The following is a 24,825-nucleotide window of genomic DNA, read 5'->3' as shown; positions in this document are numbered from 1 at the left end:
GTTACTCTTCGAGCAATCCTCGGAAATAGGGGATGCCGTTCACCGGATCGTGCCAGCCGATATCGAAGGTGACGGGACGCGGATCGCTATCCGTTATGGCCGTCCCCCGGCACTTTCGTTGTGCATCGGATCGTCCGGCAACTTCGGTGACATCGACAATATCGATTACCGGCACGGGCCCGGCGGCGTGGAGTCCGTCGCGCACATGGTAGACCGTCATCGTTGCGTTGCACCTGGGCAACTCGTCGAACAAGGCTCCCGCATGTGCAGTGGAGGGGATGAATGGCGCCGACATCACGAAGGTCGCTGCTATCAGAATCTTTGCATCTTTGAAAAATTGCATGATGAAATCCTTTCATTGAATTTGGGGGACGGCGACGCTGACACCTTGATCAGCGCTTTCGTCATTGTTGGAAACGGTCGCGTCGAAGCGCTTGCGGAAATATCGATCTGCAAAGTACCTGACCTTCTCGGCCAGGATCGGCTTGCAGCCCTGCACGAAGACCAGCATCTGGTGTTCAGGCAGGAGCATGATTTCGGCGGGCGACATCAGCGGGCGTCCCGTTTCAGCCACGGTCTCGTTGAAGTTCGTTGCCATCCAGAGCCATGGGAACCGCCCTGATCGACTGCCGCTTCGGGTGCGCACGGTGCGTTGCCCCAGCATGCCCGAGAGCAATTCCGCGGTTTGCGTGTCCTGCACGTTAAACGCCTGCCGGACCGCACAGTTGGCGATCATCGAGCGCCATTTGACATAGGTCTTCTGCAACTGGTCGAGGTCCTGGACGAACAGCCAGAGGGTCGCGCCGTAACCGGCGAGATAGCCTATGCCGTCTTCAATGGGGCGCATGTGCCCGAGGGCGGGCAACTCATCGAGCAGGAACAGCACCGGATGTTTCGGTCGCATTGCTTCCCGTGTCATGGCGGCAGTGGCAAGTCCCACCATGAGGCGCAGGACCGGCTGGTAGACGGCGACATATTCCGGCGGGATGATGATGAACAGCGATAGCGTCTCCCGCTTCAGATCTTCCATCTTGAACGACGAGTGGTTCGTTGCCGCCTGAAGTAGCGGGCTATCGAACGGCTCAAGGCGGCTTTGTGCTGTCGAGATGACAGCACCACGTTCCTTGTCCTCTTTCTGGGAAAAGCCGCTCCCGATGGTGCCAATCACGATATGCGGTGAACCCGCCATCGCCTCGATCACCGCCTCGAAACCGGATCGATCCCGCATCAGTAGCGCGCGGACGCGGTGGAGGTTCCGCTCGTGGGGTTTGCGCTCAAGTGCCACATGCAGGAGCAGGCCGGTCAGCAATGTGCGGGCTTCCCGCTCCCAGTGATTGGCTTCCTTGCCATCGGGGGCAACCAGCATCTCCGCGATCATGCGGGCGTCGTCCACCTCGTTGGGCGTGAAGGTTCGAATGAAGTCGAGCGGGTTATAGCCGTCACCGCCGAGGGTGGGGTCGAAGGGTGCGAAGGCGATGACCCTTCCAAGCGTCTCGCGGTAGGCCCGTGTGACGGCATGGTTCTCGCCTTTGATATCAGTCACAACCACAGAACCGGGGTGATCTAGCAGGTTTGGGATGACGGCGCCGACGCCCTTACCCGAGCGTGTCGGGGCGAAGGTGAGCAGGTGACCTGGCTTTGCGTGGCGAATGAAGCGCCAGCCGGACTTGCCAATGATGAGGCCGGAGCTGCGCAAGCCCGCGCGCCTTACATCCGAGCGACCGGCAAACTCAGCGGAGCCGTAGGCGTTGTGCCTTGCGAAGAACCGAATGCCGACGACCATCAAGAGCAGTACGGTGGCAGAAAGGAACGATGCCCAGATGGCCCAACTCAATACACCTGCCAAAAATAGATAGTAGAAAACCAAGTATAGGCCAACACCGACTATGGTCCAGAAAGGCAGTTCAATGAAAACAAGGCGCACAGCGCGCCATATGGCTGAAAAATAACCCATAATGCAGACTCCCATTTGATAGATTGTGCGAATTCTTATGCGGGAGTCTGAAAATTATTCACTGACTATTTTGATGTATCGGTCAGTTGTATTACAATAAAAAAGTTGCCGATCCTTTTATCAAACCCCGTTTGATGAATAAAAGATTGTGCAAAATCGGGTCGGCAACACCCCCGGAATGTTTGGGGTTATTTCATTATAAAGATTGTCGGAAGTTTTTGATGCGCTGCAACCTGACAGCATGTCAGTAGTTTTATTTGGGTCAGATATATAAGTAAATGAAATAATTATTGGAAGTGATCTGGCCATGAGAAATATAATTACTGCTTTTACAGTTCTGCTTTTTTCTTCAGGTGTTGTGCTAGCCCAAACCTTTACTGGCCGAGGGACTATCGGAGACTCTGGGGTTGTAAGTCGTATGGATGTAAAGCTCGATGAGCTAGGAATATTGGTCGATGCGAAAATCAATTCGCTAGAACAAAAAATAAATAAAATTGAAGAGTGTAATCGCAACCTGAAGTTTTTTAATTCTGATACATCGTCTTGTATCGAAGAGAATGATCCAAATGTTAAAGAATTCGCAAAATCAGAGCTGCCACAATGTAATTTAGGTGAATTCTTAACGGGCTCGAATGGCGTGTTGTATTGCGCTAAACCGCCAGCCTTTGAGTTAAACAAGTCCTACTCGGTTAGCTGCACGTCTCAGGCGGGTAGAACCAAAACGGTTACAGGAACGGGAGCCGGTGAGGTTCTCATCGCACGTGCACCTTCCAACCAGAGCACATGGGTGATCTTCCCGGAAGGACCTTATCTGAATTGCTTTGATGGCGCTGGGCCCCCACCTGATTTCACAAATGAACTTGCATGCCGTGACTACGCTGGATTGCCAGGGCACGGTCGGCTGCTAGCCTCATGTTCGTGGCAATAAATCAGATTTTTAATAAGAAACGGAGACTCCTGATGAGATGAACCGCAAAAGAAATTTTTGGTATTCGATCATAGGAGGATGTTTAACCGCTTTAGGTTTAATAGCAGCTCCTCAATTTGATGGCTCTGCGCAAAATAAGTTCTTTGCAACGCCAAATCGCGGAATCGATGGCGCCAAGGGGAATGCGCAGATCAAGATGCTCATGGACGAAAACGCCCTTCGAAGGGCTGAGACTGTTGCCAATGCGGGGAGTATCACCACCCTCGGGGCAACACTTGACGCAAGCCTGACAAGCCTCGGGGATTGCGGGTCACAGGGCATGATGTTTGGCGGCGATCACCCAAATTCCGATGCACAGGATTGCCTGCCTGATCTAAGGATAGAAGATGATGGCAAGGTCACCTTGTCTGGTGGCGTTCAGCTTGGGGATTATGCGGTTTGCAATGCCACATCTGAGGGAACACTCCGGTACGTGTCTTCTCAGAAGACGGTGCTTCTGTGTGATGGCGCTTCGTGGATCGAACTCGGAGCCGCTCCAGCCGCTGGTGGTGCCTTTAATGCAGTTACCAATGCGGCACTTTCGACATCGGTGACCTCAAATGGCATTGGCTTGTCTGGCTTCTTCGGTACCAGAACGGCAACCGCCACCAATGGTGCGACAATTATTGTCAACGGCACCTCCCAAGGTTCTTCTGCGGATGTGAAGGCTGGCGACACCATTGCTCTGCGAATGACCAGTCTTGGAACCTATGGTGCGACCAGATCGACGACCTTCAGCGTCAGCTCCCTCAGTACAGGTTGGAGCGTTACAACAGGTACTGTCAATTACAGCCCGTGGGGCAGTTGGGACGCTTGCTCGTCTTCCTGTGGTGGCGGTACTCAAACACGGTCTCGAAGTTGTAACTTCTCTGGCGGAGGATCAGTTAACTGCGCTGATTGCGGCGGCGACTGCTCTCAAAGCCAATCGTGTAATACGCAGACATGTTGCCCATGCGGTTCTGTTGACGGTGTATGTGTTTTTTGCTGGGGCCAATAGGTTGAGTACAAACAGGCCAAGCCTGCGGGGGGGAGAATCACACAGTAAAGCGCCTAAAAAGGGGGAACAATCCCGAAAGTTATTCCAGATTTCCCCGTTCACGGAATAATGGTGGCGGCGGTGGCATCTCAGACAGGGGAGGTAAGAACGCTATCAGTGGATGCCCCACAGGGTGTATCTACCATGGCGCAGAATGGTTCCAAAGAAATATTCAGTGGACGTGCGATTAAGACCGTTTTTGCAACAAGACGGGCGCCGTTGATGATATTGTGAAAACGTGTTGCGAATACTTGTTGCAGAAAGATGGAGCGAATTTACGGTTGATCTTCGGCTATGCCCGCGTCTCGAAAGCTGAAGGCCAAGATACGGCTGCGCAAGTTGGTGCGCTGAAGGCGGCAGGAGCCGAGACCATCTTCGAGGACAACGCGTCTGGCGGGCGATACGACCGCCCCTCCCTCCAAGAGCTTCTGGATACCGTCGGACAGGGCGACGTTGTTATCGTCTGGAAACTCGACCGTCTTTCCCGTTCCCTCATGGACCTTCTGCGCATCATGGACCGCCTCGACAAGGCGGGAGCAGGCTTCCGGTCGCTGACCGAGGCTATCGATACTACAACGCCGGCCGGCCGGATGATGATGCAGATGCTGGGCAGTGTGGCAGAGTTCGAGCGGGAGATGATCAGGGAACGCACCCGCGCCGGGCTTGCCCACGCCCGTGAGCAGGGCCGCCAGCTTGGCCGCCGCCGTGCCCTCAACAGCGGCCAGCGCCGCAAGGCAATTCGCTGGATGCAAGAAGGCCAGAGCCAGGCCGAAATCGCCCGCACCTTCGGCGTTCACCGTTCGACGGTATCCCGTCTTTTGGCCGGACGACGGAATAACAAAGATTGACAATTTTGGACCATCTCCGCATCCTGTTTCGAACAGGGGAGTCTCCGAATGAACGTGTCGCTGACGCCGCAGCTGGAAGAATTCGTCCGGCGCAAGGTCGAGTCTGGTCTCTACAATAATGCGAGCGAAGTCATCCGCGAGGGGTTGAGGCTGTTGATTGAAAAGGACGCCTTACAAGGTCGCGCAGAGATAGCGGAGGCTCGGAAGGAAAATGATAAGGGGAAGGGGTGTACATGACCGCACTGAATTTCATGAGCGAGACAATTCTCGCCAACCATTACATGGTCGCCTCGCGCGCTGATTTCTTTTCCGGGAGAGGAAATTTTCGTGTCACGCCTCACTGATCTGATTGCGCAGGCGAAAGCCAAGGACCCGTCCCTTGGGCAGGAGCTGGAACGGGAATTCAAGGTTCTGTCCGCCCGCCGTTCGTTCGGCCTCAATTTCGAGCGTCATCGCCCCGAAAGCGTCGAGCTGCCGGGCCGTCCTGTGCGCAAGGGCGACAAGGTGCGCATCCTGCCACCGCGCGGCGAAACGAAGAAGGGCGATCAGCGGCTTTGGAAGGTCCGGAGCCTGTCCGGGAAGGGCGCGGAGCGTAGGGCCATTGTCGAGCTTATCGGTGCGGAAGAGCCGGAAACGCAAGAGGTGCCCGTTGCCGACCTCGTGGTTGTCGCGGAATTTCGCGACTACATCTACCCTGGGCTCGTCAGCACGGGAAAAGTCGAGCGCGGAGCCGATAAACCTTTCCACACCGTGATCAATGGCGAGAATTTCCATGCACTTGAAGCACTGACATTTACGCATCGGGGTAAGATCGACGTAATCTACATTGACCCACCCTATAATTCTGGGGCGCGCGATTGGAAGTACAACAACGATTACGTTGGAGAGGAAGATCTTTATCGTCACTCTAAGTGGCTCGCATTTATTGAGCGCAGGCTTAAAGTCGCTCGCGACTTGCTTAGCGCCGAGTCTTCAGTGCTTATTGTCACTATTGATGAAAAGGAATGTTTGAGACTGGGGTTGCTTCTTGAGCAAACCTTTCCAGAGGCGCGAATTCAGATGATATCGTCCTCGATTAACCCTGCTGCCCAGGCTCGAACAGGTTCATTTGCTCGGATTGATGAATACGTCTTCGTTGTGATGATTGGGTCAATCGCACCTGGGCGCCTTCCGCTTAGCCGCGATTGGGTCAGTTCAAAAGGTCGCACCCACACCGGCAAAGCCCGTTGGGACTTGCTAAGGCGCTCTGGCACAGCTGCGCAACGCAAGGACTCGCCTGGGGGATTTTACGCAATCTACGTGGACCAGGAAAGCAAAGCTGTTGTTGATATAGGCGAACCGCTATCGCCGGGTGACTCAACTCCGGCTCCCGGCCCGATAGGAAGCACACCGATTCTCCCAATTCGGAAAGATGGGACCGAGGGACGCTGGCAAGTGTCGCCTGACACCCTGAGAAGTTATCACGGCCAAGGGCGCGTAAAGATAGGCGGAGACCAAGATAAGGGATTCACAGTCTATTATCTGAAGCCTGGCGAGTGGAAGAAAGTTCAAAGCGGTGAGTACGAGTCGCTAGGAATCGGGCCGGATGGGGCTTTGATGCTCTCTGAAAATGAAACATCTGGTGAAAACGTACTGGCGATACCTTCAACTCAGTGGTCTATCCCATCACATGACGCAACACAGTACGGTAGTCGCTTGCTTATAAAAATAATTCCCCAAAGGCGATTTCCGTTCCCTAAGAGCTTGTACGCAGTCGAAGATGTCCTGCGATTTTTTGTTGTCGAAAGGAAACGAGCGGTAGTTCTGGATTTTTTCAGTGGGTCCGGCACAACAGCTCACGCAGTCATGCGGCTAAACCGGCAGGATGGTGGTCGCCGCCAGTGTATCTCGGTAACAAACAACGAAGTTGCTGCCGACGAACAATCCTCGCTACGCAAGGCCGGCTTGCGGCCAGGTGATCCCGATTGGGAGAAATGGGGCATTTGCGACTACATCACCAAGCCCCGAATCGCCGCTGCGATCACTGGAAAGACGCCAGACGGCGACCCCATCAAGGGCGATTACAAGTTCACGGACGAATTCCCCATGGCCGAGGGGTTTGAGGAAAACGCCGAGTTCTTCACCCTGACCTATGAGACGCCGGTTGCGATCAGCCACAATCGCGCGTTCGCGCGCGTTGCGCCGCTCCTGTGGATGCGGGCAGGCAGCGAAGGCAGGCGGATCGACGCAATCCCAGCCAACGGTTGGGAGGTGGCGAACACTTACGGTCTGCTAACTGACTTGGACAAGGCGACCGCCTTTTGCAAAGCAGTCGAGGCCAAGGGCACCATTCGCATTGCCTATATCGTGACGGATGACGACCGACGCTTCCAGGCCGTGACGCGCCATTTGCCCGATGCCGTCGAGCCAGTTCGGCTCTACGAGTCGTATCTGACCAATTTCCGATTCTCGATGGGGCGCTGAGTCATGAAGTTTACGCTGAAGGATTATCAGGACGAGGCCGTCAAAGAGGTTCTGGAGCGGCTGAAGAAAGCCCGCAAACGCTGGCATGAAGACCGTGACAAGCACGCCTTCTCCCTGACGGCGACGACCGGCGCGGGTAAGACCGTCATGGCGGCGGCAGTCTTTGAATCCCTTTTCTACGGTAACGACGATTTCGACTTCGAGGCTGATCCAGGTGCCGTGGTGATCTGGTTCAGCGATGACCCGTCTCTGAACGAGCAATCCCGCTGGCGGCTTCAGGAAGCGTCCGATAAGCTCACCATCTCCGATCTGGTCAGCGTCGGGAACAGCTTCGCTGGAGAGAAATTCCAGCCGGGCAAGATTTACTTCCTGAACACCCAGAAGCTCTCCAAGAACAGCCTTCTGGTTCGCGGGCACGATCCCAACGACCCGGCGCTGGAAACGGCGGACGGCCAGCGCATCATGCCTGACATGCGGTCGCATACGATCTGGGATACGATCCAGAACACCATCGAAGATCCCGACCTGACCCTTTACCTCATCCTCGATGAAGCTCATCGCGGGATGAAAGAGGGTGGTCGGTCCAACGGCGACGGCAAACCGACAATCGTCAAGCAGCTCATCAACGGCTCAGGCGCGGTGCCCGGTATCCCAATTGTCTGGGGTATCTCCGCGACCGTTCAACGGTTCAACGATGCCGTTGCAGGGATGCAGGACCGTGGCACGCTGCCGAATGTCATCGTCGATGCAAAGAAGGTGCAGGATTCGGGGCTTCTGAAGGACACGATCAACCTCGATGTCCCCGACGAGACCGGCGATTTTTCAACCGTGCTTCTGCGTCGCGGCACGGCCAAGCTGAGTGATATCTCGAATGCCTGGGCGGAGTACGCCAAGCAGCAGGACGACGCCGATACCGTCCTGCCCCTCATGGTGTTACAGGTTCCAAATTCCCCGGACCACAACGAAATCGGCCTATGGCTCGACACGATCTTCGAGCAATGGCCAGAGCTTCAGCACGACTCTATTGCCAACGTTTTCGGTGAACACAAAACCGAGACGTTTGGCCGACACACGGCCCCCTACATCCCGCCTGAACGTGTTCAGGAATCCGATTGGGTGCGCATTCTGATTGCCAAAGATGCCATCAGCACGGGTTGGGACTGCCCGCGTGCGGAAGTCATGGTTTCCTTCCGGGCGGCAACGGACAAGACCCACATCACCCAGCTTCTCGGTCGCATGGTGCGCACGCCACTGGCACGGCGTATCCCCGGTAACGACCGGCTTAACGCGGTCGATTGCCTGCTTCCGCATTTTGACAAGAAATCGGTTGAGGCCGTTGTCGCTGCGCTCATGTCAGGCGGGGAAGCTGGCGAGGAACTGCCAGGTCGGCGCGTGCTGATCAATCCGCGAGAAATGAAGCCCAATCCGGCAATCTCCGAGGACGTTTGGCAAAAGCTGCTTTCCTTGCCGTCGCAAACCTTGCCGAAGCGGCAGGCTCGCCCGGTCAAGCGGCTCACGGCGCTTGCCCACGAGTTGGCAGTTGATGCGCTTCTGCCTGATGCCGGGAAGAAGGCGCATGCCGAATTGCACAAGGTTCTGGACGGCGCACAAGTCCGATACGCCGAAGAAATCAAGAAAGCCCGCGACTCAGTGCTGACCGTTGAAGGAAAGACGGTGAAGGCTGATGTCGAGACCAAGGAAATGACGTTCGACGATTTTGTCGAAGCTGCCGACTACGCCGTCATCGAAGACGCATACAAGCGCGCGGCGCGGGTTATCAGCCCTGACCTTGCCACGACCTACAGTGAACACCTGGCTAGCAAAGCCGACGAGGATGAAGATCCCGAGGAAGCGCTGATCGAGGCTCATACCGTGATCGCCGCGCTTGGGCTTGTCCCTGATCTGAAGGACGATCTTGAGACGGCTGCGGAGAAGCTGTCAAACCAGTGGCTGACCAATTACCGGGTTCAAATCAAGAGCCTTTCCGATGAACGTCAAGACGTCTATCGCCAAATCCGGGAAATGAGCGCTGATCCGCTAGACGTCGATCTTGCACGGCCCAACACTTGGCTTCAGATGACAACGGCGCGCAAGGCCGACGGCACCGAAGAGGCGCTACCACGCTTCGAAAGGCACATGCTTTGCGATGAGGATGGCCTTTTCCCCGGCGACTTCAATTCATGGGAAGGCAAGGTCGTCAAGGCCGAGCTGGAGCGCAACGGCACCGTCGCCTGGTATCGAAACCCTGCCCGCGCCAGCCAGGATTCCTTGGGCGTAACCTATGAAGAAGGCGGCGACATAAAAATAGTTCGGCCAGACTTCATCTTCTTTGCGCAGCTGGACGACGGCACGGTGGTCGCTGATATCGTCGATCCCCACGGCATTCAGTTTGGTGACGCTCTTCCGAAGCTGAAGGGCTTGGCGGAGTACGCTGAAGCTAACGCGGGCACATACCGGCGCATCGAGGTTGTCGCCGAAGTTGGCGGGACCTTTCGCACTATCGACCTGACGGAGGCTTCAGCCCGAGCGGCGGTCAAATCCGCAGCGACGGTGAAGGAGGTTTACGATAGCGAGGTGGCGCATGATTACGTCATGTAGCTATTACCAGTTTGCAGGAGGACGCGGTGCCTTTTCCGCTTTCGCCGCAGAGCATTGACGCCATAGCTGAAGTCATCAGCGGCGGCGGTGGAAACGACCCGACGCCGCCAATTGGAATCTACCGCAGCGGCCCCAAAATTGAAAAATTCATGCGCGCCTGCAACGTTGATTTTCGCGTGAGCGGTTCCCGCGTGCCGTCATTGGTCGATTGCCTTCTGGATATCAATCGGGGCTTCGAGCCTTCAGCGGTTTTCCCGAGGGTCATTGAGGCTGCTGCCGACCCCCGAGATTTTGCCCACGACCCTCCACGGCATACCGCTGTCCTCGAATATCTGAACAACGCGCTGCGCTATGATGGCTTTGAGATTCAGCAGCAGGGCACCAAGGTCCGACTGGTGGTCGCAGGTCACTCCACACCAGTCATCGCAACGCTCTCAGGCGTTGCGGAGACCATCAGCTTTGACACAGTGAAGCTCGATCTTGAACGCGCCCTGGGCAGCATCGACTCCGATCCAGAGGACGCAATTACGGCGGCATGTTCGACAATAGAAAGCGTGTGCCGCTCAATCTTGATCGAGTTAGGGCAGCCGCTTCCGGCAAAGAAGGACGTCTCCGGGCTTTTCAACGCGGTTAAACAACCCTTGGCATTGAGCCCCGACCGGTCTGACTTGGACCAACAAATCGCGGCAGATGTGCGGACGACTTTGGGCGGGCTTGCAACGGTCATCCAAGGGGTCGGAGCCCTGCGAACACACGCTGGCGATGCGCACGGTCGGGAGAAAGGGTATGCTCGCGTCGATGCCCGTATCGCCAGATTGGCTATTCATGCGGCCAGCACGGTCGCGCTATTCCTGATCGAGACTTGGCAACGCAAATTTCCATCTCGGACTCTGCACCGCCACGACGAACCCACCTAAAAGCTTTTGCAACAGGTATTTGATGAAATGGCCGCCGTGACGCGGTCGTTCTCATATGAAGAAAGAAGCCCCGCCATTACTGACGGGGCTTCGGTCGAGGAAGGGGGCCTTGTCAGGCCGCAGTCTTCAACGGCTTCGGAGCCATACGCTGACCCTCCAGCCACTTGTTGAATTCGGCGCGGTCGATGTAGACGCGGCCACCGATCTTCAGTAGCGCAGGCTTCAATCCATTCGTTTCCGCATGGAATATCCACCAGCGCAGCGTGGCTTCCGTGATGAACGGTGCTTCCACCGCTACCTGCTTCACGGTCGCCAGGTCCCTGTAATCCACCATGGTAAACCTCATGGTCTCGGGGCCTATAAAGAGCAGGAACCTAATTTATGCCTCAGAAAAGCTTTTCATTCAATTGCGTCACGACACCCTTCACGTGGCTCTCGGACAAGTGCGCATACCGCCGCACCATCTGAAGCGTCCGATGCCCGAGGATGTCGGCAATCTCCACAAGGCTTGCGCCATTCATGGCAAGGTAGCTTGCCGTGGAATGCCGCAGGTCATGGAAGCGGAAGTCTTCCAGGTTGGCCGCATCCCGCGCATTCTCCCAAGCCTTGCGGATATCCATGGGCTCCAGCCCATCCCGACGGGGGAACAGCCAGCGGGTTTTGGGTTGATCTTCCAGCGCGTCGTAGAAGGCGTCTATCTTGGCGACTTGCTCAGTCAACACGTCGCGAAGGTGATGCACGACCGGCACAGCGCGCGTATCGCCGTTCTTGGTATCCCGCAGGATGGCCGTATCGCGAGCCAGGTCGAGATCGCTAAGTGTCAGGCCGAGGATTTCTCCCTTCCGTGCGCCCGTTGACAGGGCAAACACCACGACGGGATAAAGGTGCTCGTTATCGCTGGCCTTGCAGGCGTCGAGCAGTCGCTTGCGTTCATCGTCGCTCAGGAATCGAGCACGCTCGTTCCTGATCTTCGTTATCCGGTTCACCCCGTCCAATGGGCTTGAGCCGGTCCAGCCCCACTGCATGGCATACTTGAACAGCATGGCCAGCGTGTCGCGGTAATGTTTCAGCGTCTTCGGGCTCTTGGGGCGGGGCGGCTTTTTCGGCTTTTCGTCATCGGTCAGCTTGCGGCGACCATCGCCCGCCGCTGCCAGCTCACCCATCTTCTCGCTGATCAGGTCTGCTGTGATGTAGGCAAGTGCATAGCCGCCAAGCTCCCGTTCCCAATGGGCGACGAAGGAGGCTTCCGCCCGCTTGGTTGTCTCCGCACGATGGATGAACACTTCCTTGCGGAACCGGTCGATCACGTCCTGAAGGGTCTTGCTCGCTGCCGTGCGCACAACATTCTTGAACTCGCCCTTGCGGATGCCCGTCTCAGTTTCTTGCGCCCATTGCTTGGCGTCCGTTAGGCGCTTGAAGGTACGTACCTGGTCGGGGAACCCCTTCATCCGAACCATGACCCGATAGGACGGGCCTTTCTTGCCTTCGCGCTTCTGGATGGTCGCCATGGGGTGCCTCGGGAGCCGGACTGAGTGAATGTGCCCAAAGCGTTTTTGGCACATTTTTGGCACAGTGACAATCAACAAACCTCAATGATGGCCAAGCGTGGTGAGTAAAAAATATAAGCAATAACAGCTATATGAGTGTTGAGAATTGTTGGGGAATTGTGCCAAAAATAGGTTTTCGCTTGGCTCATAACCTGAAGGTCGTAGGTTCAAATCCTACTCCCGCAACCAACTATCTAGCTGATAATACAGCAAAAAACAAAAAAGCCTCGATCTTCGGATCGGGGCTTTTTGCTGTTCAGGGGCACTTTAGGGGCAGTTGCTCCCCACTTGTTTCCATCACAGCCAACAAAGGGTCCTGATCATCGGTCAACAGATCGACTATCAGATTGCGCCTTGTTCCGATTGCATCCAGCGACACTACCGGCACCCGTTCACCTGGGGGCTGCCTATGAACTGCCGCCGACCACCGAGATCGAAATCCGACTTGATCGTCTTCGTATTTTCTTAGCTAATATTTTGTTATTTCAAACAAATAACATTAAAATGCAGTAACACGATAACCAAAGGCGCCTTCACGGCGTTCCCCTCTAACATCCGGGAAATTCGCCATGATGAGATCTTTTGCCACCGACGCTGGACGTCTGAAACCGCTAGGAGAAAAGGTGGATGACGTCGGGCATGCGGTGTGGATCGATCTGGTCGATCCATCTTCAGCCGAAGAAGCGGAACTCGAACAGAAACTGGCCTTGGACATCCCGACCAAGGAGGAGATGGAGGAAATCGAGATTTCCTCTCGCCTCTACACGGAAAATGGTGCGTCCTTCATGACAGCGATTCTGCCGGCCAACGCCGATGGCGACGATGTGGACATGCACCCTGTGACGTTCGTTTTGACGGCAACGCACCTGGTTACCGTGCGCTACCACGAACCGCGCGCCTTCCGGACCTTTCCAGTTCGTGCTGAAAAGGTCGCAATGGGCTGCGACACAGCTGAAGGTGTGCTGATTGCGCTGCTTGAGGCCGTGGTGGACAGGCTGGCGGATATACTTGAGCGCGCCGGGCGCGACATCGACGCAATTTCCCGTAGCATCTTCCGAAAGACAAGTGGCAAGCCCACGAAAAGTGCGGACCTTCAGACTATCATCGAGTCGATCGGCCGCAAGGGAGACCTGACCTCTAACGTCCGCGACAGTCTGGTGACGCTGGAACGGCTAGCCGGGTATCTCGGGCAGGCGACTCTCCAGCAGAAAAGCAGCAAGGACTCGCGTGAACGGATCAAAACACTTTCGCGCGACATCCGGTCACTCTCCGATCATTCCGGGTTCATGTCCCAGAAGGTTACCTTCCTGCTCGACGCCACGCTCGGCATGATCAATATCGAGCAGAATGCGATTATCAAGATTTTCTCGGTGGCAGCGGTCGTCTTCCTGCCGCCGACACTGATCGCCTCGATCTACGGTATGAACTTCGAATATATGCCCGAACTGAAATGGCTGGTCGGCTATCCCTTCGCAATTTGCCTGATGATCGCTTCCGCCATTCTGCCTTATGTCTATTTCAAGCGCCGCGGCTGGCTGTAATTCGTCGGAGAATTCTGGAATGATTCCTTCTTCGTTACCTGTCCTCCGCTGCGCCGTGGCACATCTCTCTGAGGCATTGTGCTGATGGGTTGGTTTGAATTGATAGTGCTCGCCGTGGTGCAGGGCATTACCGAGTTCCTGCCCATCAGTTCCTCGGCGCACCTCATTCTTGTTCCCGCTCTAACAGGCTGGCCGGATCAGGGACTGGCAATCGACGTCGCCATGCATATCGGCACACTGGCAGCCGTCATGCTCTACTTCCACCGTGAAACCGCTGCAATGGTGCAGGGCGGTTTCCAACTCTTGCGTGGCAATACCCAAACCAGTGACGCGCGGCTGGCGCTACAGGTGGCCCTCGCCACCATGCCTGTCGTCCTCGCTGGGTTTGCGCTTGCGTCCACCGTCGCGACTGATTGGCGTGACCCACTCCTTATTGCCGTGACTACCATCGGATTTGGCGTTTTGCTTTGGGTTGCCGACCGTTCGGTTGCGGCCCAGACGGGCCTCGCCTTTGACCGAATGACGTTGCGTGTCGCCGTTCTGATCGGCCTTGCCCAGGCCCTGGCGCTGGTGCCCGGCGTGAGCCGCTCCGGAATCACCATGACAGCCGCCTTGCTTCTCGGATTCCGCCGAGAGGCGGCGGCAAGGTTCTCGCTTCTCCTTTCGATCCCGACGACGGCCGCCGCCGGTACGATGGCTGGTGTGGATCTGTGGCAATCAGGTGATGCGGCCCTTCAGGGTGATGCCATCATCGCGGCCGGGTTCTCATTCATCGCCGCGTTGTTGGCCATTGCCTTTCTGATGAGTTGGTTGCGGCGAGCGACCTTTATGCCGTTTGTCGTCTACCGGCTCATTCTTGGTGTCTTTTTGCTCGTTTGGATTTACGTCTAAGGCAACTCGACGCGCGCTGTTATCGGCCGTTATCTTGAAGCAGCACCCGAGCGAGCTGCCCGAATGTCCTAGCAATGCAGACTGTGATTGTTAGTACCCTTGAACTATCCGATGAAAGCGGCCGACTCCTCGTACCGATCACGGCAAATAGCACGCCACTCGGCAAGCCATGACTAGTGCCTAGGTGGCGCATAGCTGCCTATTCCATGCCTACGCTCTATGACGTGCCCGCCTTGGAAGTCTCCGCCGGGCGCCAAGCCGATGACCCGTGTTTGGCCGTGCAGTGAACAAATAGTGAATATGTTCTTGCTTGGCGATTGCGGGGTTTGGTATTCTGAAAAGAAAAAATGCCAACAATTGTATTCGCCAATTCAAAGGGCGGCGTCGGCAAGACGACCTCCGCTCTCACAATCGCCCAGGTTCTGACCCAAGCGGGTTCGACCGTCTCCCTGTTGGACGCCGATCCCAACCAGCCCATTAAGGCATGGGCGGCCCGAGACCCCGAGCGTTTGCCAGCCTCCCTCGACATCGTACCCGATCTCGGTGAGACCTCCATCCTTGACGCCATCGACGAGGCGGCTGCCCGAAGCGCCTTCGTTCTGGTCGATCTGGAAGGCTCCGCCAACCTTGCCATGTCCTATGCCATCGGCCGGGCGGATCTGGTCATCGTGCCGATGCGTGGCAGCCAGCTCGATGCCGACCAAACCGCCCGTGTTATCAGTCTGATCCGGCGGGAAGAGCAAGCCTATCGGCGTGTCATTCCCCATGCCGTCCTGTTCACGGCCACGTCGCCGGCGATCCGTTCCCGCGACCTTGCCCATCTTCAGGACGCCATGGCGCAGAACGGTGTGCCTGTCCTGCCTATCGAGCTCACCGAGCGGGCCGCATTCCGGGCCATGATGCAGTTCGGCGGCACGATCTACGATCTGAGCCGGGCGGAGGCCCACAATCCGGAGGCCGCAATAGAAAATGCGGAGGCGGTCGCCGCCGCCGTCATCGACACAATCAAGAAAAGCAAGGAGACCAACGATGGCAGAGCCGCGTAACCGACCCGCCCTCAATCTGGATGACTTTGAACCCAAATCCGCCAATCGCAGCGATGCCGGCGTTGCCCGTCAGGCTGCATCCGAGCTCGGCTTCACCGCCCGAGAGGGGCACCAACCCATGCCGTTCGACGGACGTTGCTATCGCCGCCCGTCACCACGCACCGCGCAGCTGAACATCGCGACCCGCCCCGAGATTAAGGACCGGTTCTGGCGGCTTGCCTATGAGCTTGACGTCGCCAGCGGCGAGGAGCTGCTGAAACGGATGCTGGAATCATTTGAGCGTGAGCGTGGCAAGGAGCGCACAGCTAAATGAGCGCACCCAAGAAAACGTCGGATACGGCTTCAGTGCGAGATGCCAGCCTGCGGAAGCGCCTAGGCTCTCTTGGCGATATTCTGGACATCGGACCCGGAGATGCTGTTGCGAAGGCCACTGGCGTATTTCGCAAGCCGCCTGCAAACGACAACCAGCCCGATTTCTTTGTCCCGACGATTCAGGACGTCCCGATCAAGGACGGTCTCGACCTGATGGACATCGCCGTCTTCCGTCTGGCCAAAAGCCAGACACGCAAAGGCGACATCATTCGACACGAGCTGCCCGGCGTTACGATCACCGTGGCCGGTGGTGCCCATGGCATGGCGACGATCATGGACTATGACATCGTGTTGATGATGGTCAGCCATCTAGCGGAGCAGACACGCCTATATCGGCAAGGCCGAGTGCCCAAACCGGCGAAGTTCTTTCGTCCCAGCAGCGTCGAAATTTTCAAGTTCTGCCGTGTCTCCAGAGGCGGTTGCTCTTACGACATGTTGGCAGAGGCGCTGCGCCGCCTTCAAGGTACATTCATTGAAATAGCTCAGAACACAGGCGCTAAAAAGTCCCGTCGTACAGGCTACTTTCCTCTCATCGCAGGTGCGGATGTTATTTCCAAGACGGATACCGGGAGGATCGGGACCGTCGAGATCATCATCCCCGACTGGATGTACGACGCAGTGACCATGCACACCAATCCGGAGGTTTTGACCGTTGATCCGGATTACTTCCTGTTGAAGAAAGGCCTGGCGCGGTTTGTCTACCGCCTTGCTCGCAAGGCGGCAGGCAAAAACGAGGCTATCTATTCCTTTGCATCCGTTCACACGCGAAGCGGATCGACGCGCCCCTTGAACAAATTCACGCATGATCTACGTGCTCTGATCGCTGACAACGCTCTCCCCGGATATGAGCTCTATGAAGTTTCTGGCATCGAAGGGCCACAGCTTTGCATGCGTTGCCGTCCCCAAATCCTGACGGGTTAGACATAACAATTGTCCGCAATCTCCACTATGATCCAACCGAATGTGGATAATGTCGGTTCTACAAGTGCAGTCCGGTGGAGATTGCGGACAAAAAAGTGGAGATTGCGGACATTCGAGTGGAGATTGCGGACAAAAAAGTGGAGATTGCGGACATTGTATACTTTGGAACCCGCAACCAGCCTTGTTTAGAGGTCGATTTTCGACCCCTAAAACTTATTAAAACCTATTTAAAACTTATAAAAACGCGATTTCGCGATTTCGGCTTGTGGATAACTCGGCCTGATCGGGTGCCGGTCAGTCCTCACCCCGTTCCGCTCGACGCCGAGCGATAGTGCGTTCCTTTTCACGGTTGAAGACTTCCTTGTTCTTCTTCATGAAAAGCAGGTTGATCGCGACGATGAAGCCGACGACCAGAATGATTGTCAGCACCAAATTGTCAAAAACCCAACGTATGGCGTCCATTCAACTTACTCCTGTTTGCGTTGCACCCTCGGCAAGGGGCTATGAAGGGGGTGAGACGCAATAGGCGGCGTCTCAGGTCATTCGTCGAACGTCGGCGGCATAGGTCTGCCCTTTGGTTCGTCGGATGATTCTACTGGCCTCTCAGGCACCTGTTCGGCAGTCTCTGGATTGGCCTTGTTTGTCTGGTTCTGCTTTCTGGTTTTCGCCTTGGTCCGAAGGGCGGCGTATTCGCCTTTGTATTCGGAATAATCCCGACCGTCGGCATTCCCTTTTTCGGGGCTTTTCTTTTTTGAGGGTTCGGAGATTGCGGGCGCGGCTTCCGCTACAGGCTCCATTTCGTCGATAAAGGTCAGATCAGGCGGTTCGGGTGCCGGAGGTGCCCGATGAACCGTATCGCCAAACATGGCCTTCTGCTCCTCCATCCACTCTTCAAGTCTCTGGTCGGCCCCAAAGAGCTTGTGCAGATGCGCCCGTATCGACAGGCCGTCCTGAAATATGACGGCGTCCTCCCAGAACTCCCGGCTCATCAGACGTTGTGGCGAGGCCACCCAGTCCTCACCGCCCCAGATGTCCTTGCGCCGTCCAAGACGGCTGGCAATCTCTTCTGCTGTGGTCGGATCATTGGGCTTGAAATATATCTGGCTGCGGCAGTTGGCGACGATGCTGCGCCACTTGGGATAGACCTCACTCAGCTGCGCCAGATCCTGGGTAAACAGCCAAAGGCGGATATTGTAGCCCCGCGCAATCGCCACGGCGTTTTCGATCAGGGGCATGTAACCCAACTGCGGCAGCTCATCGAAGAGATACATGACCGGCCAGTGCGGGAAGCGCTTGGGCAGGTCCTCTTCATCCGCCATCGCCTTGTCGATCGCGGCCCGTGCCTTGATCGACTCGTTCAGCATCTGCCCGAGAATGACCCTGAGCACGGAACGCATCGTCGGGATTTCGTGGCTTTGCACGGAAATGAATACCGACGCCGCCGCGCCTCTGGCGAGGCCGCTTTCGCCAATGAGCTGCCAGCCCGGTGCCCGTTCTTCCATGGCGGCGAACTGGGCGCCGTTGTAGTCGTTTCCGACGATGTCCGCCATGGAGAAGCCCGGCGTTGTGGTGGACGTGGTCCTTACCACATTTTCCTGCTTCCATGCCGATAGGTGCGTCCGCAATGTTTGTGATATTGACGTGCGCATCTTGTCAAATTGCTGTTCAAGCACATTGGCAAGCTCGACATTGTCCCGCCGCTTTGTCGCCCGCAAGGTTACGAGCATGGCCTTGAAGTCGTCTTCCGAACCTGACAACTCACTGATGACCTGGCGCAAATTCTGGCGCTCGGGCGGTTTGGTCTGCTTCACATAGCTGATCAGGCCGGTGAGCAGATCGGTGGCAGATTCATCCCAGAACTCCTGTGCGCTCATCCGCACAATGAGCAGGTCGGCGAGCACCCGCGCATCGTCCAGCGTTTCGACGAAATCCATCGGGTTATAGCAGTCGGAATCGGCTTCACCGGGTGCCCATTTGAACACCTGACCATACAGGCTGCGCCGCCATGCCGTGTGCTCATAGTTTTCGCCCTTCGGGTCGAACACCACCACGGGGCCTGCATACTCCAGCAGATTGCGTATGATGAACCGGCGGCCCTTACCCGCACCCGTGGGAGCAACGGTCAGCAGGTGACCTTCTCCCTGAAATCGTATTTGCGCCATGCCGTCATCACCGAATTCGACCCAGCCGAGGTTCAAGGCATCGTGCGGCACCTTGTCAGGCGCAAAGGAGGCGCCAGCAGCAGCTATCTGATTGACGTGCGCCCACGCCTGATGCTGCCCGGCGTGCTTGATGTGGTCCCTAATGTGTGCCGGCAGGCACGGCATGATGTGCAGGCGAAGAATCCGACGCGCCTCATCGAGATCGCTGTTGCTGAGTGCGACCTGAAGGCTCGATTTGAAGACCCGGTCGACGTCTTCCGACTTGAAAACGATGTTGAGAACCTCGTTCCACTCGGGATCGAGACTTTCTCGCCAGGCACGATAGTGCTCATCCTCGGTCTGCCGACGTGGCTTCTTCTCATTCCCTCCACGTCCGAACAGTTTTCCGAAGACCATCCACGATTGCCCTTGCAGCCTCAAATACAGATTCCATCTGCCATTTTTAGCCCGGTTTGCGCCGTTTGCCTAGATTTTGTGGCGGCTTGCCCCAACGGCAGACAAGATGCCCGTTGAAGGCTGTCAGGTGCCGGATTTTGGCGCGGTCCATAAGCCTTCGATGCGCACGCCAGTGCATTAATCTCTGAAGCAACGGCCCCGTCCTCTATCGCGGGGGCGTTGTCGTTTTGGGGCCGCGTCTACGGGTTGATCTTCCGGCCTCACTTGCCCTTGTCGCTGACCGCTGCCCACGAGCCGTCCTCATATCTGGCTTGACCTGGCAGGGACGCCGTGCCGCGCAACGGTTCCCAGTCAGTTTCATCCCCTGACCTTTGGTCATTCCTCGCGAGGCAAGAAACAGCCCGCTCTCCGTCCTTCGTTTCTCTCCGGCCCGTGCCGGGTGCGCCGCTCGTCTTTGCCCCTGCCTTTCCGGTCGCCATCGGACGGCCGCGATGGGCGCGGCCCGCAAAGACAAGGAGAGAGACCATGAAGACCGAACGCCAAGACGTTTACACCCAAGTGACCAACACCATCATCGCCGCCATCGAAGCCGGAGCCGGTGACTGGCAGATGCCCTGGCACCGCTCAGGCCAAGGCTTGAACCGCCCCGTCAACATCGACACCACCAACGCCTATCGCGGGATCAACGTCGTCAGCCTCTGGGCCTCAGCCCAAGCACGCGGCTTCTCGACCGGCACCTGGGGCACCTATCGCCAATGGCAGAACAAGGGCTGTCAGGTCCGCAAGGGCGAGAAATCCAGCCTCGTGGTCTTCTACAAAGAATTCGACGTGGAAGAGCAGAAGGACGACGGCGAGACCGAACATGGCAAACGCCTCATGGCCCGCGCCAGCTACGTCTTTAACGCCGATCAGGTGGACGGGTTCGAAGCCCCGCCATTGCCGGAACCGAAAGACCCGGCGCAAATCCACGACGCAGCCGAAGCCTTCATCGCAGCCACAGGGGTCGATATCCGCCACGGTGGCAACCGCGCCTTCTACCGCTTCCCTGATGACTTCATCCAGATGCCCGAGCGCGAGCGCTTCATGGGCACGGAAACCAGCACGGCGACGGAAAGCTACTATGGCACTCTGCTTCATGAGCTGACCCATTGGACCGGCTGTGCCAAGCGCTGCGACCGTGAATTCGGCAAACGTTTCGGCGATGACGCCTATGCCGTCGAAGAACTCGTGGCCGAGCTGGGCGCTGCCTTCCTCTGTGCTGACCTTGGGATCACGCTGGAACCGCGCCCCGACCATGCCGCCTACATCGACAACTGGCTGAAGGTCCTGAAAGCCGACAAGAAGGCCATCTTCACCGCCGCAAGTCAGGCCGCCAAGGCGACCGACTATTTGGCGGGGCTGCAAGCCACCGATATCACCGAGGCCGCCGCTTAGGCGGCCTTTCTATCATGTTTTGAGGTGTCGTTGCCGTGAGGTATTGGGGACAACACTTAGGCAGATACTATGAGGCCCGAAATGGGCCAGGCGCATCCGGCCATTTACGCCAAAGGGCTGCAAATGCCGCGTGGGCAACGGCATCAGACATGCGTGTCCCTGAGCCGCCCATTAGCTTAATGGTCGCGTCTATACGCTTTTGCATCGCCGGGTGTGTATCCGACGCGTCCCAGTAACCCGCGCCGATTAAGGTCATCGCGAACTGGGCAAAGTAGATGCCCAATTCGCGCTTTTGCCTGACTTTCTCCGAATCCACGTTTTCGGTCTGGGCATACTGGTCGACACCATCAAGTATGAAAGTCGTTGCATATTCATCGCACGACAGCTCTTCCTCGTGGTGCTTCTCCACCGGATCATCAGGTGCGGCGCCGGTACCTTCCTGCTGGTGTTTTATATGTCTAATCTCATGCAGAAACGCCCAGCCGGTGGCAAAGGTTGCCAGTTCGGCTGCCGCCCTTTCTTGAGGAGATTGCTTCGCATCAGTGTAATGCCCAGGCTCCGACACGCCTTGCGGCAATGGAACGCTTGACGGGTCTTCTTCGGCTAGTATGCGGGCGAAAAGATTAACCATGTCATCGAACCGGTCGAAATCAGCCGAACCATTCGTCGCTACTTCGTGGACCCGCAGATAGCCTTCCCACGCGATAAAGGCTGCTAACCAAAAGGCCCTCAGAGCTCGGTGATTGAATGCGACGTCGCGATATCGGCCAGCGGCCATGACAAACATCCCATCCGGACCATCATCCGAGAGGAGATGAAACTTGGGCTGGTATTGCTTCCATAGCGCGATCAGCTCAGCAGAGCGTTCTGGCACAACACCTTCGAAGAGATGCCTCGCCGCTAATTGAATTTCATCGTCTGACCTTGCGTCATCCTGCATGGAATTACTCCTTAGCTAAAAAATATTTTAGTGAAACGCTTCACTTCAACATACAGAAGTATCTCGTCGTCCTGAATAATTGGGCGCGCGTGCATGGTGTCTAAGCGGATCGGATGCAGCCGCTGGAAGCTCTCGCGGACGTTCTCTTGGCGAACGAAGTAGATGTGGAACACCTGACGCCAGTTATCCTTCTTGCAGATCACACGCTCGTAGTCCGTGAAATCGGCATAGGCAATCAATTGAAGCGCCTGCCTCCCGGCTTTCACCGCAGCGTCGCGCTTCGCCATCCACTGATCATAGACGCCGTTCGGTAGTTGATGTTTCGGCCACTCTCGGCCAAAAGCTTCAGTCATCCGAGCATCGATGAAGTTTCTCAGATGGAACTCAAAACGTTGTAGCCAATCGTGCGCGACGTTGGTCAGGGTGAATGCTTCCTCTTCCTCATCGGTTTCAATGCGTGGGATAGGCTCACCGTAGGCGGTCACGACCGGGGGCGGTGCACGTCGCAGGCCGGCGATCTCGGTGCTTTCTCGAAACGCCGGGGCCGGGAAGTCGGTAAGGGACGTGTCAAAGCCTAAGTCAACGTAAAAGGCCTCACGTGCGACCAGGTCCGTCAACACCGGCTCCGGCCAGGTAATCTTGTCCCGCCAGTCGCCAAGATCGACCCGGAGCGCTTTGCAAACGGCGTCGTCAAAGGCAGGCATGTTCTCAAGCATTCTGCCAATGCCCTGTATTTCCGCGAAGCCTGTCACTGACCGCAGGGTCTCTTGCGCATCCAACCACGGCGTGTGCATGGCTTCCATGGCACGCTGGATCTCGTCAGCCCGTGTTGCATATCTCGCTATCGCCTCAGCCGCAGGACTCTGCTGGAACTCCTGCATGAGCTTCACCGCGGCGGGCACCTCCGGCAGGGTGAACCGTGCATTGAACGCGTCTATTATCTCCCGAACTGGGCGGAGTTGCTCTTGCAGGGCGGAGGCGTGGTTGAAAACGCCTGATCTGCGCAACTCTTCAAATGGCCCTTGTGCGGCACGAATGAGCGCTTGATGGCGCTCCATATCGGCCATTAATCGAGTTACCGCGGAGTTCTCCTGGAGCGCCTTCATGGCCTGCATGGCCGGGCTGTGGGCAATACGTTGCGCCGCCTCGATCGTACCTTGGTGCTGCTCGGTCAGTTTCTGGGCTGCGCGCGCAGCTTTGTTCAGCTTGCTTATATCGACCACGGGTTCATTCTCCTGACGCGTGCCTTTAGCGCCGCATGTCCTTTATTGCGACCCAGTCTGTATCGCCGGGGCGTTTGGCCTGCCAATAGTTCCAGCCGTCCAGGTTGGTATGTTTTCCGCTCTTGGTCACAGCGACACCACCAGCCGCAGCGGACGGGCTCTTGAACCGCTGACCTTCAACAACCCATTCACCATTGTCGATGGCCCCCGTGTACTGGCGACCATTATAATCCATCTGAAGTTCTGTACCGTGTGGCAGCGTCACGCCTTTACCCGACCAGGGGCGTCCGGTTGTCGCTTTCTGTGGTTGGAGTGAGGGGCGCTTTCCACTCACCTTCAATAATCGACGCAGCACTTCGTTTGGGGTCTCCGAGAAGCTCTTCCGCTCAAGCTCGATGATTTTGTGTACTTCGAAGTCGATCTCGATGGTTCGCAGGTCCGGCATGGGGCAGTCCTTTCGTTCGTATGCTGATTATTCTGATGTCATCCTATCTGTTCTCCAAACGCAAAACAAGGGAAAATAGTAAAAATAGTAGTAATTTTAGGCGGGGAACGCCTTCCCCTGCCTGCAACCACCTATCGGCGTTTCCGTCACCCCTTCTGCGGGGATGCCCCGCAACGCCCCATAATGTCGTCCCTGCGGGACGGCGTTGACCTGTTGGGTTGCGCTTCGCGCTTGTAACCTCTCTGTCCAGCTTGTGCCGACCCCGCCGGTCTTTTCCAAGGTCGCCGTCCGGCCTGCCCGCTCCGTTCCCCCCGATCAAGTCGGGGGTCCCGTGTTGGCCGGATGCCGCCGCTTTGCGGCGCGGCTCTCTTGGAGCCCGTCGGATGTCGGCGCTTCGCCGCCTGAACGCCTGTTCTCCCTGTTGTCACTGGTTTGTCGTCGTCGCTCGCCGCTGGGCAGAGGTTCATGCGCGGGGCGTGGGTGTCCTTCGCAGAATTGAACAACTCGACGGAAGGACAAACCGACATGAGCCAAACCAATATCACTCCCGAGCATCGCAGCGCCTTTGAGGCGCTGACGAGCGGGGATTATTCCAACTTTGCCTTGTTCAGCTGCTTTGCGGACGGCGTACCCGCCGCCGCTATCTGCGCCGTGAACAGGGACGGGGAGGATTTCACCATCCGCCCGCTTTTCGTCTCGGTGACGGACAGCATGAGGCTTTCCGACCATGACGGACGGGAGGCGGGACAATGAGCACGCTTCTCCTATCCGACCAGCATGCTCGCATGCTGAAAAATGGCAAAGCCAATGCCGAACGCATGGCCGACGATGGCAACACCCAGGACTTCTGGCCTGTGGTCAAGCTGTTCTGCCCATGGGGAGCGGCAACGTGGCTTATGTCCGAACTCGATCCCGAAGACGAGGACATTGCCTTCGGGCTTTGTGACCTTGGGTTCGGATGCCCCGAACTGGGGAGCGTGCGCCTGTCGGAGCTTGCCGCCGTGCGTGGCCCCGCAGGGCTGACCATCGAGCGTGACCGCCATTTCAAGCCAACCAAGAGCCTGACGGCCTATGCCGCCGAAGCATCAAGCAAGGGGCGCATCGTCGCCTGACCCATGCCCCCG

Annotated in this window: 24 protein-coding genes; 15 read left to right on the top strand and 9 right to left on the bottom strand. The window is 56.9% G+C overall.

Annotated features, from left to right (window positions below):
• Position 1: 1 nt before the first annotated feature.
• Together T8K17_RS23015 and T8K17_RS23010 are read right to left on the bottom strand one after the other, a co-directional pair.
• The gene (locus T8K17_RS23015; RefSeq protein ID WP_322332063.1) at positions 2-343 is read right to left on the bottom strand and encodes a hypothetical protein; all 342 of its coding nucleotides are present in this window, start codon (positions 341-343) and stop codon (positions 2-4) included.
• Positions 344-355: 12 nt separating this feature from the next.
• Positions 356-1,954, bottom strand: coding sequence for a type IV secretory system conjugative DNA transfer family protein (locus tag T8K17_RS23010; RefSeq protein ID WP_322332062.1), 1,599 nt, complete (start codon positions 1,952-1,954; stop codon positions 356-358).
• 307 nt (positions 1,955-2,261) lie between these two features.
• Here T8K17_RS23010 and T8K17_RS23005 point away from each other — a divergent pair, with 307 nt between their 5' ends.
• From T8K17_RS23005 to T8K17_RS22975, 7 genes are all read left to right on the top strand, one after another.
• The gene (locus T8K17_RS23005; protein WP_322332061.1) at positions 2,262-2,882 is read left to right on the top strand and encodes a hypothetical protein; all 621 of its coding nucleotides are present in this window, start codon (positions 2,262-2,264) and stop codon (positions 2,880-2,882) included.
• 37 nt (positions 2,883-2,919) lie between these two features.
• Positions 2,920-3,918 carry a thrombospondin type-1 domain-containing protein gene (locus T8K17_RS23000; protein WP_322332060.1) on the top strand — a complete coding sequence of 333 codons (999 nt, stop codon included), beginning with the start codon at positions 2,920-2,922 and terminating at the stop codon, positions 3,916-3,918.
• A gap of 320 nt (positions 3,919-4,238) precedes the next feature.
• A complete protein-coding gene (locus T8K17_RS22995; protein WP_083195737.1) occupies positions 4,239-4,805 on the top strand; it encodes a recombinase family protein in 567 nt (188 codons plus the stop codon).
• 48 nt (positions 4,806-4,853) lie between these two features.
• Positions 4,854-5,042 carry a type II toxin-antitoxin system ParD family antitoxin gene (locus tag T8K17_RS22990; protein WP_065702032.1) on the top strand — a complete coding sequence of 63 codons (189 nt, stop codon included), beginning with the start codon at positions 4,854-4,856 and terminating at the stop codon, positions 5,040-5,042.
• A 90-nt stretch (positions 5,043-5,132) separates the two neighbouring features.
• A complete protein-coding gene (locus T8K17_RS22985) occupies positions 5,133-7,268 on the top strand; it encodes a site-specific DNA-methyltransferase (RefSeq protein WP_322332059.1) in 2,136 nt (711 codons plus the stop codon).
• Positions 7,269-7,271: 3 nt separating this feature from the next.
• Positions 7,272-9,866, top strand: a complete 2,595-nt coding sequence (locus T8K17_RS22980; protein ID WP_322332058.1) for a DEAD/DEAH box helicase family protein — start codon at positions 7,272-7,274, stop codon at positions 9,864-9,866.
• Between the two features lie 26 nt (positions 9,867-9,892).
• Positions 9,893-10,783 carry an abortive infection family protein gene (locus tag T8K17_RS22975; protein WP_065702216.1) on the top strand — a complete coding sequence of 297 codons (891 nt, stop codon included), beginning with the start codon at positions 9,893-9,895 and terminating at the stop codon, positions 10,781-10,783.
• Between the two features lie 112 nt (positions 10,784-10,895).
• On the opposite strand, the gene T8K17_RS22970 is transcribed toward T8K17_RS22975, so the two are convergent.
• Entirely contained in the window at positions 10,896-11,117 is a 222-nt protein-coding gene (locus T8K17_RS22970; protein WP_065702215.1) for a helix-turn-helix domain-containing protein, read from the bottom strand.
• 52 nt (positions 11,118-11,169) lie between these two features.
• Entirely contained in the window at positions 11,170-12,291 is a 1,122-nt protein-coding gene (locus T8K17_RS22965) for a site-specific integrase (RefSeq protein WP_065702029.1), read from the bottom strand.
• 662 nt (positions 12,292-12,953) lie between these two features.
• Here T8K17_RS22965 and corA point away from each other — a divergent pair.
• From corA to T8K17_RS22940, 5 genes are all read left to right on the top strand, one after another.
• Positions 12,954-13,871 carry a magnesium/cobalt transporter CorA gene (corA, locus tag T8K17_RS22960; RefSeq protein WP_322332057.1) on the top strand — a complete coding sequence of 306 codons (918 nt, stop codon included), beginning with the start codon at positions 12,954-12,956 and terminating at the stop codon, positions 13,869-13,871.
• An 84-nt stretch (positions 13,872-13,955) separates the two neighbouring features.
• Complete coding sequence (locus T8K17_RS22955; protein WP_322332056.1) at positions 13,956-14,762, top strand: undecaprenyl-diphosphate phosphatase; 807 nt, start codon at positions 13,956-13,958, stop codon at positions 14,760-14,762.
• A gap of 347 nt (positions 14,763-15,109) precedes the next feature.
• Positions 15,110-15,808 (top strand): ParA family protein, encoded by a 699-nt coding sequence (locus T8K17_RS22950; RefSeq protein ID WP_322332055.1) that lies wholly within the window; start codon positions 15,110-15,112, stop codon positions 15,806-15,808.
• Positions 15,792-16,121, top strand: coding sequence for a hypothetical protein (locus T8K17_RS22945; protein WP_322332054.1), 330 nt, complete (start codon positions 15,792-15,794; stop codon positions 16,119-16,121). The genes T8K17_RS22950 and T8K17_RS22945 overlap by 17 nt, the downstream gene beginning before the upstream one ends.
• Complete coding sequence (locus tag T8K17_RS22940; RefSeq protein ID WP_322332053.1) at positions 16,118-17,101, top strand: replication initiator protein A; 984 nt, start codon at positions 16,118-16,120, stop codon at positions 17,099-17,101. The genes T8K17_RS22945 and T8K17_RS22940 overlap by 4 nt, the downstream gene beginning before the upstream one ends.
• Positions 17,102-17,395: 294 nt before the next feature.
• On the opposite strand, the gene T8K17_RS22935 is transcribed toward T8K17_RS22940, so the two are convergent.
• Positions 17,396-17,563, bottom strand: coding sequence for a hypothetical protein (locus tag T8K17_RS22935; protein WP_175494881.1), 168 nt, complete (start codon positions 17,561-17,563; stop codon positions 17,396-17,398).
• A gap of 77 nt (positions 17,564-17,640) precedes the next feature.
• Entirely contained in the window at positions 17,641-19,659 is a 2,019-nt protein-coding gene (locus tag T8K17_RS22930; RefSeq protein WP_322332052.1) for a type IV secretory system conjugative DNA transfer family protein, read from the bottom strand.
• Positions 19,660-20,184: 525 nt separating this feature from the next.
• Between T8K17_RS22930 and T8K17_RS22925 the strand changes: the two genes are divergently transcribed.
• Positions 20,185-21,093, top strand: coding sequence for an ArdC family protein (locus T8K17_RS22925; RefSeq protein ID WP_322332051.1), 909 nt, complete (start codon positions 20,185-20,187; stop codon positions 21,091-21,093).
• Positions 21,094-21,160: 67 nt separating this feature from the next.
• Here the strand turns inward: T8K17_RS22925 and T8K17_RS22920 are convergent, their stop codons facing one another.
• The 3 genes from T8K17_RS22920 to T8K17_RS22910 are packed head-to-tail and all read right to left on the bottom strand — an operon-like array spanning position 21,161 to position 23,701.
• Positions 21,161-22,033, bottom strand: coding sequence for a phage exclusion protein Lit family protein (locus T8K17_RS22920; RefSeq protein ID WP_322332050.1), 873 nt, complete (start codon positions 22,031-22,033; stop codon positions 21,161-21,163).
• An 11-nt stretch (positions 22,034-22,044) separates the two neighbouring features.
• Positions 22,045-23,256: a Swt1 family HEPN domain-containing protein gene (locus T8K17_RS22915; protein ID WP_322332049.1), complete on the bottom strand. Its 1,212-nt coding sequence runs from the start codon at positions 23,254-23,256 to the stop codon at positions 22,045-22,047.
• 25 nt (positions 23,257-23,281) lie between these two features.
• Positions 23,282-23,701: a hypothetical protein gene (locus T8K17_RS22910; protein WP_322332048.1), complete on the bottom strand. Its 420-nt coding sequence runs from the start codon at positions 23,699-23,701 to the stop codon at positions 23,282-23,284.
• A 525-nt stretch (positions 23,702-24,226) separates the two neighbouring features.
• On the opposite strand from T8K17_RS22910, the gene T8K17_RS22905 reads away from it, so the two are divergent.
• Together T8K17_RS22905 and T8K17_RS22900 are read left to right on the top strand one after the other, a co-directional pair.
• Entirely contained in the window at positions 24,227-24,454 is a 228-nt protein-coding gene (locus tag T8K17_RS22905) for a hypothetical protein (RefSeq protein ID WP_322332047.1), read from the top strand.
• On the top strand, positions 24,451-24,813 hold the full coding sequence (locus tag T8K17_RS22900; RefSeq protein WP_322332046.1) for a DUF2958 domain-containing protein: 363 nt from the start codon (positions 24,451-24,453) through the stop codon (positions 24,811-24,813). Before T8K17_RS22905 ends, T8K17_RS22900 begins: the two co-directional genes overlap by 4 nt.
• Positions 24,814-24,825 lie beyond the last annotated feature (12 nt).

Source organism: Thalassobaculum sp. OXR-137 (genome assembly GCF_034377285.1).
Lineage (GTDB): Bacteria > Pseudomonadota > Alphaproteobacteria > Thalassobaculales > Thalassobaculaceae > Thalassobaculum.
This window is presented reverse-complemented; position numbering and strand designations above follow the sequence as displayed.